Genomic DNA, 13,032 nt, shown 5'->3' on the forward strand with positions numbered 1-13,032 from the left:
GCCCAGCAACCGCATTCCGGGGTGTTGCGCATCACGACGCGGATCCTGACGGGTTGTCAACGTCGAAGGCAGTCCGTTCACCGCTCGTTCATATGCGAAACGAAGAGTTTGCTGAGAATCGGCTCGAGCGTGTCGTAGAGGTCGGGTGCGCCGGCGATCAGCAGGTCGCTGCTTTCGCGGTCCGTGCCGAAGGCGCCGACCTTGGCGCCGGCCTCTCGTGCAATGAGGGCGCCGGCGGCGTGGTCCCAGGGGTTCAGGCCGCGTTCGTAGTAGAGGTCGATTCTGCCGGAGGCGACGGAGCACAGGTCGAGCGCGGCCGAACCGATGCGACGGATGTCCCTGACCGTTTCGACGAGACCGCCGATGACCTTCGCCTGCCGCACTCGGCGGGCTGCACTGTAGGAGAAGCCGGTGCCGACCAGGGCGAGCGGCAGCGGCACTCCGGTGTTCGCCTGGAGTCGCCGGTCACCGAGGTAGGCGCCGCCCCCGGCCGATGCCGTGAACAGTTCGCCGGTCGCCGGGTTGAATACGACGCCGGCAAGTGCGGTCCAGGTGGTCGGTTCTGGGTCGCCTTCGACGACGGCGATGCTGACCGCGTAGGCCGGGATGCCGTAGAGGAAGTTGACGGTGCCGTCGATGGGATCGACGACCCAGGTGAGACCGGATGTACCTGGTGTGGCCTCTGACTCTTCACCGTAGAAGCCATCGTCCGGTCGCGCTTCGGCAATCAGGCGGCGGATGAGGACCTCGGTCTCGCGGTCGGCGTGCGTCACGATGTCTTCTGGTGCCGACTTCGTTTCGGCGACTTCCACGCCTTCAGAGCGGCGGCGGGCGGCCAGCTCGCCGGCCTCGATCGCGATCGTGCGGGCCAGATCGAGCAGTTCTGCTGGGGAAGGTGTCGTCATGCTCCCACGCTACCCAACTGGGGTGACGACCACAGCGGCGAGCGCGCAACCTACGTCAAGACACGCAGAGCGACGTGACACGTTTGTGCGATCCGTAAATTTGCCGCCGAATTGTCGACAGATCGGATGAAGTGGCTACGTACACTGATCCGATGATGGCAACGCGATACGTGACTGATACGGCCAGAGCGAACTGGAGTTCGCTGTTCGCGGGGATCATCGGCATCGCCGTGGCCGTGTGGCTCGCAGCAACGCGAGGTGACCTCGCGAACATCGAGCCCCTTTCGTTCACGATCGACATCTATCTGCTGATGTGGCCCACTTTCGGCGGCATTTACCTCATCTGGACGCACGTTGTTTACTCCAACCAAGGTCCACGGTCCCTCGGTTCGCACGCCAGGCGAGAGAGGGAGCTCCAACGACGCTGGTGGTCATGGCTCGCCGGTTACGGTGGCGCATCGGGTTGGACGCTGGCGGCTGCGTTCGTCGCCGTTCTTGTGACTGTCCTCATCGCCCAGAATGCCCTCTATCGGAGCGACCCGCTGTATGTCGCGTTGGGACTGCTCAGCGTGGCCACATCCTGGGCTCTGATGGTCTACTCGTTTGCGCTTCAGTACCTTCGACTCGAATCCAGCGGCAGCGACGGAGAAATCGAGCACATCACGATGGACCTCGAAGGGGACCCGCGGTTCAGCGACTACCTGACTCTCGCCGTCCTTCTCTCCACGATGGCGGCGACCGTCTCAGCGAAGATCCGCACGCGCAAGGCGTGGTCCCTGGTGAGAACACACGTGCTGTTCGCTTTCACGTTCAACTCGGTGATAGTGGCCATGGTCGTGTCGCTTCTCTTTGGCGGGCTTGTCCGCTAAGACGCGCGTAAATGAGGAATCGGGTGGGCTGGCTGGACGTTCTCCGAGAGGGTGGCGAGTGAGGGATTCGAACCCCCGAATGCTGAGCAGTCTGATTTACAGTCAGATCCCTTTGGCCGCTTGGGTAACTCGCCATGCGCACCCGACCATATGCAGAACACCTGACCGAAGACGCTGAACAAGAATACAAGGCACATGCCCCCAGCGAGAAATCAGCCGGTCAGGCCGCACCACCGAGCCCGCTCACCCGCCTCTCTCGGTATGATCTGAACACCCCTCTCCCCCGCACCAACTCGCTGTCAAAGGAAGCCCATGGTCGGCATCGACGAGGTCGCCCGCCTGGCCGGCGTCTCCACCGCCACGGTCTCGCGCGCCCTGAGCGGCAACGGCCACGTCTCCCCGACGACCAGGGTCAAGGTCGAGGCGGCAGCGGGCGAACTCGGCTACGTGGTCTCCTCGAGCGCCTCGAGCCTCGCATCCGGTCGCATGAAGAACGTCGGCGTCGTTGTCCCCTTCCTCGGACGCTGGTACTTCTCCAGCGTCGTGGAGGGCGCCCAGCAATCGCTGCTGCGGCAGGGCTACGACCTCACCCTCTACAACCTCACCGGCGGCGGCGAGGAGCGACGTAGCGTCTTCGAGCACTTCCTGCTTCGCCAGCGAGTGGATGCCGTGATCGCGATCTCGCTGGAACTGACCGAAAGCGAGGTGGCCCGCCTGCACGCGCTCGGAAAGCCACTCGTGGGCGTCGGCGGCCCCATCGAAGGCGTGCGCACCCTCACCATCGACGACGTGGCGGTCGCCCGTCTCGCGACCGAGCACCTGCTGGCCCTTGGCCACAGTCGCATCGCGCACATCGGCGGCAACAACGCCTTCGACGTCGACTTCCACCTTCCGACGAACCGCCGCGTCGGCTACGAAGCAGCGCTGGAGGCGGCCGGAATCACCGTCTCACCCGAGAACTTCCAGCCGGCTGACTTCACGATCCGCGGCGGCTACCAGGCGGCCAAGCAGCTGCTCGGTCGGCCCCACGACCGGCCCACCGCCATCTTCGCGGCCTCCGACGAAATGGCGATCGGCAGCATCCTAGCCGCCCGCGACCTGGGACTCTCCGTTCCACGCGACGTCTCCGTGATCGGCATCGACGACCACGACCTCGCCGATTTCTTCGGCCTGAGCACGGTGGCGCAGTTCCCACGCGGGCTCGGTGAGAAGGCGGTCGAGATCCTGATGGACCAGCTGCACCCTGGCAAGCGCGACCAGGAGGGCCTGAACACCCCCATGCCGTTCGAGCTGATCGTGCGCTCGAGCACCGCCCGCCCACCGGAGTAGCCCGCGGCATCCGTCGACGTCGCTCACGGGTGGATGCCGGCGGCACCAGCGAGCGCACGCTCGGCGCGCGGTCTGGGTACCATGGCAGACATGGCTGATTCAACGTTTGACATCGTGAGCAAGGTCGACCAGATGGAGGCGGACAACGCCCTCCACCAGGCGCAGAAGGAAATCGCCCAGCGTTACGACTTCAAGAACGTGGGCGCGTCCATCGAGCAGAGCGGCGAGAAGGTGCTGCTCAAGGCAAACAGTGAGGAGCGCGTCAAGGCGATCCTCGAGGTATTCGAGGCCAAGCTCATCAAGCGCGGCATCTCCCTGCGCAGCCTCGACGCCGGCGAACCGTACGCCTCAGGCAAGGAGTTCCGTCTCGAGGCATCGATGAAGGCCGGCATCGACCAGGAGAACGCGAAGAAGATCAACAAGATCATCCGCGACGAGGCGCCCAAGAGCGTCAAGACCCAGATCCAGGGTGATGAACTGCGCGTCAGCTCGAAGAGCCGTGACGACCTGCAGGCGACCATGGCGCTGCTCAAGGGCAAGGACCTCGACGTCGCCCTGCAGTACACGAACTTCCGCTGACGCGACCTGCCGAAGCCGCGGCATCCGTCACCCCGGCACTGCCCTGATCCTCGCCGAACCGTGACTTATCCTCGATCCACCGATGTGAGTTGTGAGGGTGCGGCGGTTTAAACCGAGAATGCCTTTCTGATCTGGGAAAATTGGTTTGTCTAGAACCGGGTTTTCACGGAAAAGGAAGGCACCTCGTAGATGCAACTTTCTCATACTTCCCGAACGGTGTCAGCGTCGTTCGATGACCCGAACTTGGTGTCCTTTGCCGGGCTGGTGCCGGTAATGGCTCTGGCTCAGAAAGCCGGGCTGGGTGCGTTGGCCAGTCGGTGGTTGTCCGTCCCGACGGACAAGGGCGCCAACGCGGGATTGAAAGTGACGTCGTTGGTGGCGGGCATGGTCGCCGGCGCCGATTCCATCGACGATATGGCGTTGCTTCGACACGGCGGGATGGGGAAACTGTTCTCGTCCTGCTGCGCCCCGTCGACATTGGGGCAGTTCCTGCGCACGTTCCGGTTTGGTCATGTCCGCCAACTCGATGCGGTCGCATCCCGGTTCCTGACCGGCTTGGCCGAGCACACGCCGCTGTTGGGGACAGCGGAATCTCACGTGCTGGTCGATATCGACGACACCATCGTCGAGGTCCACGGGCACCAGAAGCAAAGCTCAAGCTACGGGTATTCCGGCGTCAAGGGGTTGAATGTGTGCCTCGCGACGGTGTCCACACCCGATCGGGCACCGGTGATCGCCTCCCACCGGCTCCGCAGAGGAGCGGCGAGCTCATCTCGCGGGGCGTCGAAATTCATCGCGGACACCCTCGCCGCTGTCAGGCGGCTGCACGGCACGAACACGCCGATCCTGCTCCGCATGGATTCCGCTTTCTTCGGCCACCCGTCCGTGTCCGCGGCGCTAAAGGCCGGGGCGGAGGTTTCCGTCACCGCCCGGTTGAACCCATCGGTCAAGACCGCGATCGGCAAGATCAGCGACGACGCCTGGCACGGCATCGAATACTCCGACGCGATCTATGACGAGGACACCCGACGGTGGATCTCCTCCGCCGAGGTCGCAGAGATCGACTACACCGCGTTCGCATCAAAGCACAAGGGCCACGCCATCGCGGGTCGACTGATCGTGCGGCGTGTTCCGGAAGGGAACCCGAAAGCCGTTACCGGCCAGGCCACCCTGTTCGATACCTACCGGTTCCATGCGTTCTTCACCAACAGCACCCTCGACACGATCACCGCGGATAAGACCCACCGCGCTCACGCGATCATCGAGCAAGTCAACGCGGACGTGAAGAACAGCGCCCTGGCACATCTGCCCTCAGGCAAGTTCAACGCGAACGCCGCTTGGCTGGTCCTGGCCTGCATCGCTTTCAACCTCACCCGCGCAGCCGCCACCCTCGCCAACGGCACTTTCATCAAAGCAACAACCCAGACAACACGCCGGAAGCTGATCAGCGTGCCCGCACGGATCGCGACCTCGGCACGGAAATCTCGCCTACACCTACCCGAAAACTGGCCATGGGCAACCAACTGGTCCACTCTCTTCACCAGCGTTTGCGGGCCTCCCACGAAGACCGCCACCTGACCAACAGCCCCACCGGGGCCCGATCACGACACATGTGGAACACTACCGACAGCGAGGCCGGAACATCACCCACGCCCTCCCTCGGCCGCGCCCGCAAAACCAGTGCAAACCATACCCACGCGCGACATCGGTGGATCGAGGCTTATGCACGTTCCCAGCGCTGGGAAGGTGCTCAACTCACGGTTCGCGAGCGCAAAACTGACGAGCGCGCGCTACTCGGCGCGGGAGATGCGCACCATGTCGTCGCGCGGCACAACCTTGACCCGCGCCCGGCCCTCGCCAGACCCGAGCCCGATCTCGTGCTGGTCGAGGTTGTGCCAGCCGTCGAGGTCGGTGTACTTGATCCCGCGCGAATCGAGCAGGTCGCTCACGCTCTGCTCAGAAGGCGACTCGGGCCGCCACCAGTTGCCGAGATCGTTGATCACGTGCCGGATGGTCTCCATGGCGTCTGACTTGGTGTGGCCGATGAGTCCGACCGGCCCGCGCTTGATCCACCCGGTGGCGTAGACGCCGTACATCTGCTCTGTCCAGCCGGCTGAACCCGACGTCGGGTCGGCCTTCCGCAGCACCTGGCCCTCACGGTTCGGGATGATCCCGCGCCGCTTGTCGAACGGAATGCCGGGCAACTGCGTGCCGAAATACCCGACGGCCCGGTACACGGCCTGGATCGGCACCTCGCGGATCTCTCCTGTCCCCGCCACGCCACCCTCGCCATCCGGTGCCGTGCGCTCGTACCGAATCGCACCGACGCGCCCCGAGCCGTCATCGACGATCTCCAGCGGCTTCGCGAAGAAGTGCAGGTGCAGACGCCGGCTGGCCTCGCCGACCGGCCGCTGCCGCCACTGGTTCATCACCTTGTCGATCACGAAGACCTGCTTGTTGCTGGCGACCGCGGCGCGGGCGGCATCGTCGTAGTCGAAATCCTCTTCGTGGAGGATCATGTCCACATCGCGCAGTTCGCCGAGCTCGCGCAGTTCCAGCGGTGTGAATTTGACGGATGTCGGGCCACGCCGGCCGAACACGTGCACGTCGGTCACCGGCGAGGCTTTGAGCCCGTCATAGACGTTCGCCGGAATCTCGGTCGGCAGCAGGTCATCGGCGTGCTTGGCGAGGATTCGTGAGACGTCGAGCGCCACGTTGCCGTTGCCGATGACGGCAACCTCCCTGGCCTCAAGCGGCCAGGTGCGCGGAAAATCGGGGTGGCCGTCGAACCAGCTGACGAACTCCGCCGCTCCGTACGACCCCTCGAGCTCGATTCCGGGAATGTTCAGGCTCGCGTCGCGCACCGCCCCGGTTGAGAAGATCACCGCGTTGTAGTGCTTCTTCAGGTCGTCGAGTGTGATGTCGGTTCCGAATTGCACGTTGCCGAACAGACGGATGTCGCCGCGGTCGAGCACGTCTCGCAGCGCGTTGATGATGCCCTTTATACGCGGGTGGTCTGGAGCAACCCCGTAGCGCACCAGTCCGTAGGGCGCCGGCAGGTGGTCGAAGAGGTCGATGGAGACCTCGAAGTTGCGTTCAGCCTTCAGCAGGATGTCTGCTGCATAGATGCCGGCCGGTCCTGCGCCGACGATGGCCAGTCGTAGTTTCGTCATATGAGCCTTTCTCGCACGGACTAACTCGACCGTTCGACGATCGTGTCCGCAAACTTCGTCAAAGCCTTCTTCACCGAGCCGGCAGGAAGCGGAGCGAGCGCGGCGACCGCGGCGCGCGCCCAACTGTGGGCCTCGGCCAGCGTCTGCGCGGTGACCTTATGCTCGCGCAATGCGACGACGGCCGCGTTGATGGTCTCTTCGCTCGGAGCCGGTTCGCGCGCCGGCTGCCCTGCAGCGGCCTGGCCGAGCCCGGCCTGGTCGGCAACGGATGTCGTGGGCCCGGTAGGCCCGTGGGCGGAAGTGACCGGCAGCGGCCCGGTCGCCTGCATACCGTTCAGACCGAATGCGCTACCCAGCACCTCGCCCTCCAGATGCGCAAGCAACTGGGCGTCTGAGGCATCCGTCTTCGCTCGCTCGCGCAGCCGAAGCAATGGAAGGGTCGCGACGCCGGCGCGGAGATCGGTGCCAGGGACCTTGCCGGTCTCCTCCGGCTGCGGGGAGAGGTCGATGACGTCGTCGATGAGCTGGAATGCCACGCCGATCTTCTCACCGAACTCGACCAGTGGGGTCTCGTATTCTGCGGGAGCTCCGGAGAACACGATGCCGGCCTGTGCAGCGGCCGCTATGAGCGACCCGGTCTTGTCTGCGAGCACCTGGATGTAGTGCTGTACAGGGTCTTCGCCGTCTTGTGGCCCGATTGTCTCGTGCAACTGGCCGAGAACCAGGCGTTCGAAGGTGCTCGCCTGCAGGCGGATGGCGCGCTCGCCGAGCCTGGCCATCAGCTGGCTTGCCCTGGCGAACAGCAGGTCGCCGGTGAGGATGGCGACGGAGTTGCCCCAGACCGTCTGGGCGCTCGGCACCCCGCGGCGCCGGTCGGAATCGTCCATGACGTCATCGTGGTAGAGAGAGGCGAGGTGGGTGATCTCGATCGCGGTGGCGGCTGTGACGACGTCGGAGACCGCCCCGTCACCGAGGTGTGCGGTGAGCAGGGCGAGCATCGGTCGTACCCGCTTGCCGCCGGCATTCAGGAGATAACGGCCGGTCGCGTCGGCGATCTGGTCGGCGAATCTGACCTCGGCAAGCAGTCCGGCCTCGACGGAATCGAGCCCGGTTTCGATGTCTGAGGCGAGGCCGCGGTCTGCGGCTGTCGAGAAGATGCGATCGGTCAGGCCGAGTTGCGACGTCATCGACGAGCTGCGACGGACCACAGGGGAGCTCGGTTTCACTCTGTCAGCCTAGCGATTGAAAGGGGAGGGGGTCAGCGAGACCGCGAAGCGGGCTTCAGCCCGCGATGCAGCGCCACGACGCCGAAGGTCAGATTGCGGTAGGCCACGGCGGTGAAGCCCGCGTCTCGCAGCCAGCCGCTGAGTTCCCTCTGGGCCGGCCACGCGGCGATCGACTCGTCGAGGTAGTCGTACGCCTCCGAGTTCGACGACGACAGTCTGACGATGACCGGCATCACGATATTGCGGTAGACGGAATAGCCGGCGCGCATGATCGCCAGCGGGGGCCGCGAGAACTCGGAGATGACAACACGGCCGCCGGGCTTCAGGACGCGGAAGAACTCGGCGAGCGCGTTCTTCGGTTCGACAACGTTGCGCAACCCGAAGGAGATCGTGACGGCATCGAAGGAGTCGTCATCGAACGGAAGGGCAGTCGCATCCGCCTGCACGAACTCGATCAGCGGATTGTCCTGGTGGCGAGCGCGAGCGACGTCGATCATGCCGGCCGAGAAATCGGCGGCGACGACGTATGCGCCGGTCTTGGTCAGCGCCACACTCGACGTTCCGGTTCCGGCGGCGATGTCGAGGATGCGCTCGCCGGCCTTCGGATTCACGGCACGGGTGGTTGCGATGCGCCACAGCGCGTCATTGCCGAGGGCGAGCAGCCCGTTCGTGCGGTCGTAGTGTGTGGAGACCTCGTCGAACATCGCTGCCACCTGGGCGGGCTGCTTGCTGAGGTCTGCTCTGTTCACCCCATCAGTCTAGGTTGCGCCCACTGGGAGAGCGGTCGATGGCGAAAGCACGCCTACGCCGTCTGGCCAAGCCGCTCCGGCCGCGGCTGGGAGACGTGCGCACTGTCACCCAGCTCGGTCTGCAACTTCCACAGGCTGACCTTCAGGTCTTCGCGCCGGTCCAGGTAGTCCGGGGCGAAATAGACGTTGTACAGCTCGTCTGGATCGCGTTCGAGGTCGTACAACTCCCACTCACCGGGGTACGTGAACGCCCCAGTGCCGGGGAGACCGAGCCCATCGTTGTAGAAGTAGATCAGTTTGTACCGCGCTGAGCGGTAACCGTAGTGGGCCGGCGCGTTGTGGAACACGTCATCGTGTTCCCAGTACCGGTAATAGAAGCCGTCAACAGGCGGCTCACCGGCGCCACCGGCGAGGTCTGGCCAGAAGCTGCGCCCCTGCATCCGCGGGTGCGGCTCCACACCGGCCGCATCGAGAATCGTGCGCGCGAAGTCGACGTTCGTGACGATGCCATCTGCCACGCCTTTTGCGCTGAGCACCCGTGGGTAGCTCATGACGAGCGGCATCCGAATCGACTCCTCATACATGAAGCGCTTGTCGAACCAGCCGTGGTCACCGAGAAAAAAACCCTGGTCAGACGAGTACATGAGGAGCGTGTCTTCGAAGTCTCCCCGATCACGCAGCCAGTCGATGACCCGGCCGACATTGTCGTCGACGGATGCCACGCAGCGCAGGTAGTCCTCCATGTACCTCTGGTACTTCCAGAGCGCCTCTGCCTCGTAATCGAGCCCGGTCGGCGGGTCGATCTTCAGGTCGTCGGTGTTCAGGTGTTCGGCGATGCGCATTGCCGCCCGCCTGGCCGAAGACGTGCGGGTGGTGTGATCGTCGGTGAACGTCGCCGGCACGGGGATCGGCTCCGAATACAGTTCGGCATGCTTCGCGTCTGGCTGCCAGGGCCGATGCGGCGCCTTATGAAAGATCAACACGCACCAGGGGGCATCCGATTCAATGCGCTCGACCCACGCCAGGGCAAGATCGGTGATGAGGTCGGTCGCGTAGCCGCGTTCCGTGCGCAGACCGTCGACCGAGAGGAACGTCGGATCGTGGTACTCCCCCTGCTCGAGGAGAACGTCCCAGTAGTCGAAGCCCTGCGGGTCGTGCCCATCGCCGTCGCCCAGGTGCCACTTGCCGACGATCGCCGTGCGGTACCCGGCCTCACGCAACTGCGAGATGAACGTCGGCTGGCCGGCGTCGATCGGCGTCTCCAGCGTCGTCACGCCATTCACATGGCTGTGGGTGCCGGTGAGGATGGACGCCCTGCTCGGTGAGCACAGCGAGTTCGTCGCGAAGCAGTTCTCGAAGCGCCAGCCCTCCGCCGCGATCTCGTCGATGCGCGGCGTCGTGTTCACGACCGAGCCGTAAGCGCCGATGGCGTGCGCGGCATGGTCGTCGGTGAGGATCATGACGATGTTCGGCCGGCGCTTCGAGGGCACTATGCGCTCCTTTGCGACGGCACTATGCGCTCCGCTGCGACGGCACTATGCGCTCCGCTGCGACGGCTCTGAACGCGGATCTGGCGCCACCACCGCGACATCCGTTTCCGAAGCATCCGTTTCAGCGGTATTCATCTCGACATCAGGCCCAGCGGATGCCGCGGCACCACGCTCAATGGCCTGGTAGGTCGTCTCGTCGAGCCCACTCTGTGTGGGGTCGTAGTCGACCTCGCCGACGTCGTACATGGTCGTCATCCAGTGGTAGAAGTTGTCGCCGCGATCGCGTAGAACGCGGTACAGACGCTGCATCATGCTGCCACGGATGCCGCCCATCTCCGGGTGCTCGTAGACGTTCTGAAGTTCATCTGGGTCGATGTGCAGATCGTAGAGCTCATTCACCGAGTCGGGGTTCACGATGAGCTTGTAGCGGTCGTTCCGCAGCATCCGTTGCGGATACGGGAAGTGGTGCCCGTGAAACTCGCAGACGATGTCGTCGTCCCATTCGACGTCTTCACCCGCCGCGAGCCGCACGAGGCTGCGGGAATCGACGGCAGGCGCCGGATCGATGCCGGCAAGCTCGAGAATCGTAGCCGTGCAGTCGAGCAGGCTCACGAACTCGGTGCGCACCTGGCCGGCCGGGCTGCCGGGAATGCGAAGGATGCCGGGCGTTCGGTAGATGTCTTCGTACATCGCCGGACCCTTGTCGTGCAGGCGGTGAGAACCGGTGAACTCGCCGTGGTCGCAGGTGAAGAACACGGCCGTCTCATCGACGAGACCGAGTCGCTCTAGGGCAGACATGACACGGCCGATCTGCTCGTCGATGAGGGCGACGTAACCCCAGTAGACGGCGATCAGCTTGCGTGTGACCTCGATGGGCATCGTGTCGAAGGTCCAGTGGGCGCTGTAGTTTCGCTGTACAGGCGGCTTGCCCTCGAAGGTTTCGGAGATCGACTTCGGAAGCGCGATGTCGGCCGGGTCGAACATGTCGAAGTACTCGTCGGGCACGATGTACGGCAGGTGCGGCCCGAAGAAGTTCAGCTCGAGGAAGAACGGCGTGCCGTCTTGCTGCCCGTCTGCCGCGTAGCGTTCGAGCAGCTCGATGGTGCGCGTTGCGAGGTAATACTCGAACGTCGCCGTGGCGGGCTGGTGGAGCCGGGCAGCCAACAGGTTGCCCGGCCCACCGTTGGGGAGCGTGCCGCGGATACGATCACTGATCGCATACGGCGGCAGGTCGTGCTCGCGCAGATAGCCGAGGTAGTCCTCGTTCTCAACTGGGTTATGCCACCCGGGGAGATCTGGACCGTCGAAACCGAAGTCGGCGGCCTTCTTCTCTGTTCCCGCATGCCACTTTCCAACGAGTCCCGTGTTGTAGCCCTTATCGCGCAGCGCTTCGACAAACGTGAATGAACCCTCTGCGAGGTCTTCGAGGTACCCAACGTTGCGTTCATGGTTCGCGAGTACGCGATGGCGGAAGGGGGCCTGACCGGTCAGCAGGCTCGCACGAGCCGGCGTGCAGATGGCTGTCGGGGTGTACCAGCGATCGAACCGCGTGCCCGTTCGGGCCAGCTCGTCGAGCACCGGCGTCGCCGCCAGCTCGTTGCCGTACGCCCCGAGCGTGTCCGCTCGATGCTGATCGGTCATAAGGAAGAGGATGTTGCTCGGATTCATTGAGTGGTTACTCGCCAGCCTTCAGGAAGAGGTCGCCGGTATAGAACTCCGTCGGCTCGACGGGTTCGGTGAGCTTCCCGGCGGCGACGAAGTAGTCGACCATGCTCGTGAGCCACTTGTTCACGGTGCCGTCTTCGGTGAGCTCGTCGAGCTCCGTGAGAGAGAGGATCTCCACGTTGCCGGCATCGGCCTTGACCTGAGCCGGGTCGAGTGCGTTGAACGCCGCGGTGAGCTCGATCGCCTTGTCGGTGTTCTCAGCGCGGAACTCAGTGGCCTCGCGCAGCACCTTCAGCACTCGATCGAGTTTCTCCGGCTCATCGGCAACGAGGTCGTTACCGGCCACGAACGCCGTTGGGAAGGCGACGGTCTCCTCGAAGTCCTTGTTCTCGGCAAGTTCGACGAGACCCGGAACCTGCTGCTTGACCGTGGCGAGCGCCGGGTACCAGAACCCTGCGCCGTCGACCTGACCGGAGGAGAGGGCTGCGACGATCGACGCGGGCTCCATCGGCACCAGCTTGATGTCCTCCTTCGTCATGCCGGCCGCTTCGAGTGCGAGCGTGAGGATCATGTCGCCTGAGGTGCCCTCCGGCACCGCGACGTTCTTGCCACGCAGGTCTTCGATCGAGTCGATACCGGGCTGCGCAACAACGCGGTCGGCCTGGCCGAGCGTGTTCATGGCGACGATCTTCGCCTGGCCGGAGGCTGGCAGCCAGAACGCGCCAGGCCCGATGTACCCGAAATCGAGGTCACCAGTGCCGAGTGCCTGAATCTGGAGCGGTCCGTTCGTGAATGGCGTCGTCGTGATGTTCACGGCGTGCTTCTCCCACAATCCCTGGTCTTCTGCGATCGCGAGCAGGCTCGTGCCGTTGAAGTCCGCGATGTAGCCGAAGTTGACATCGATGGCCTCGACCGCCTCTCCGGATGCGTCGGTCTGTTCGGCAGCGTTGCCGTCTCCGGCGCATCCGCTCATGGTGAGCGCCAATACGATGCCAACGGCGGCTGTGCCGAGCATCTTCCTGGTGTATGACATAGTGTGCAGTCCCT

11 protein-coding genes and 1 tRNA gene are annotated in these 13,032 nt (G+C 64.4%); 4 read left to right on the plus strand and 8 right to left on the minus strand.

Translation table 11 applies throughout. The features are described 5' to 3' along the window. Positions 1-77: 77 nt before the first annotated feature. Positions 78-905, minus strand: coding sequence for an inositol monophosphatase family protein (locus K323_RS0107345; protein ID WP_022884639.1), 828 nt, complete (start codon positions 903-905; stop codon positions 78-80). Between the two features lie 152 nt (positions 906-1,057). Here K323_RS0107345 and K323_RS0107350 point away from each other — a divergent pair, with 152 nt between their 5' ends. Next, positions 1,058-1,774, plus strand: coding sequence for a DUF1345 domain-containing protein (locus K323_RS0107350; protein WP_022884640.1), 717 nt, complete (start codon positions 1,058-1,060; stop codon positions 1,772-1,774). Between the two features lie 52 nt (positions 1,775-1,826). On the opposite strand, the gene K323_RS0107355 is transcribed toward K323_RS0107350, so the two are convergent. Continuing rightward, positions 1,827-1,908, minus strand: a tRNA-Tyr gene (locus K323_RS0107355). A 178-nt stretch (positions 1,909-2,086) separates the two neighbouring features. On the opposite strand from K323_RS0107355, the gene K323_RS0107360 reads away from it, so the two are divergent. From K323_RS0107360 to K323_RS0107370, 3 genes are all read left to right on the plus strand, one after another. Further along, positions 2,087-3,103 (plus strand): LacI family DNA-binding transcriptional regulator, encoded by a 1,017-nt coding sequence (locus K323_RS0107360; protein WP_022884641.1) that lies wholly within the window; start codon positions 2,087-2,089, stop codon positions 3,101-3,103. A 90-nt stretch (positions 3,104-3,193) separates the two neighbouring features. Beyond that, positions 3,194-3,682 (plus strand): YajQ family cyclic di-GMP-binding protein, encoded by a 489-nt coding sequence (locus K323_RS0107365; protein WP_026851367.1) that lies wholly within the window; start codon positions 3,194-3,196, stop codon positions 3,680-3,682. Positions 3,683-3,871: 189 nt separating this feature from the next. Next, the gene (locus K323_RS0107370; RefSeq protein ID WP_022884643.1) at positions 3,872-5,260 is read left to right on the plus strand and encodes an IS1380 family transposase; all 1,389 of its coding nucleotides are present in this window, start codon (positions 3,872-3,874) and stop codon (positions 5,258-5,260) included. A 212-nt stretch (positions 5,261-5,472) separates the two neighbouring features. On the opposite strand, the gene K323_RS0107375 is transcribed toward K323_RS0107370, so the two are convergent. The 6 genes from K323_RS0107375 to K323_RS0107400 are packed head-to-tail and all read right to left on the minus strand — an operon-like array spanning position 5,473 to position 13,018. Further along, positions 5,473-6,855, minus strand: coding sequence for an FAD-dependent oxidoreductase (locus K323_RS0107375; RefSeq protein WP_022884644.1), 1,383 nt, complete (start codon positions 6,853-6,855; stop codon positions 5,473-5,475). A gap of 20 nt (positions 6,856-6,875) precedes the next feature. Then, positions 6,876-8,081 carry a polyprenyl synthetase family protein gene (locus K323_RS0107380; protein ID WP_022884645.1) on the minus strand — a complete coding sequence of 402 codons (1,206 nt, stop codon included), beginning with the start codon at positions 8,079-8,081 and terminating at the stop codon, positions 6,876-6,878. A 32-nt stretch (positions 8,082-8,113) separates the two neighbouring features. Next, entirely contained in the window at positions 8,114-8,830 is a 717-nt protein-coding gene (gene ubiE / locus K323_RS0107385; RefSeq protein WP_022884646.1) for a bifunctional demethylmenaquinone methyltransferase/2-methoxy-6-polyprenyl-1,4-benzoquinol methylase UbiE, read from the minus strand. A 53-nt stretch (positions 8,831-8,883) separates the two neighbouring features. Then, positions 8,884-10,320: a sulfatase family protein gene (locus K323_RS0107390; protein ID WP_022884647.1), complete on the minus strand. Its 1,437-nt coding sequence runs from the start codon at positions 10,318-10,320 to the stop codon at positions 8,884-8,886. A gap of 45 nt (positions 10,321-10,365) precedes the next feature. Further along, complete coding sequence (locus K323_RS24840) at positions 10,366-11,988, minus strand: sulfatase family protein (RefSeq protein ID WP_022884648.1); 1,623 nt, start codon at positions 11,986-11,988, stop codon at positions 10,366-10,368. A gap of 7 nt (positions 11,989-11,995) precedes the next feature. After that, a complete protein-coding gene (locus K323_RS0107400) occupies positions 11,996-13,018 on the minus strand; it encodes an aliphatic sulfonate ABC transporter substrate-binding protein (protein ID WP_022884649.1) in 1,023 nt (340 codons plus the stop codon). Between the last annotated feature and the right edge of the window lie 14 nt (positions 13,019-13,032).

The sequence above is a fragment of the Glaciibacter superstes DSM 21135 genome, from assembly GCF_000421145.1.
GTDB lineage: Bacteria > Actinomycetota > Actinomycetes > Actinomycetales > Microbacteriaceae > Cryobacterium > Cryobacterium superstes.

Excerpts from the sequence above, each read along its gene's own strand:
- K323_RS0107400 (WP_022884649.1), bottom strand. The coding sequence starts at position 13,018 with ATGTCATACACCAGGAAGATGCTCGGCACAGCCGCCGTTGGCATCGTA.
- K323_RS24840 (WP_022884648.1), bottom strand. The coding sequence starts at position 11,988 with ATGAATCCGAGCAACATCCTCTTCCTTATGACCGATCAGCATCGAGCG.
- K323_RS0107360 (WP_022884641.1), top strand. The coding sequence starts at position 2,087 with ATGGTCGGCATCGACGAGGTCGCCCGCCTGGCCGGCGTCTCCACCGCC.
- K323_RS0107350 (WP_022884640.1), top strand. The coding sequence starts at position 1,058 with ATGATGGCAACGCGATACGTGACTGATACGGCCAGAGCGAACTGGAGT.
- K323_RS0107375 (WP_022884644.1), bottom strand. The coding sequence starts at position 6,855 with ATGACGAAACTACGACTGGCCATCGTCGGCGCAGGACCGGCCGGCATC.
- K323_RS0107345 (WP_022884639.1), bottom strand. The coding sequence starts at position 905 with ATGACGACACCTTCCCCAGCAGAACTGCTCGATCTGGCCCGCACGATC.
- K323_RS0107370 (WP_022884643.1), top strand. The coding sequence starts at position 3,872 with ATGCAACTTTCTCATACTTCCCGAACGGTGTCAGCGTCGTTCGATGAC.
- K323_RS0107365 (WP_026851367.1), top strand. The coding sequence starts at position 3,194 with ATGGCTGATTCAACGTTTGACATCGTGAGCAAGGTCGACCAGATGGAG.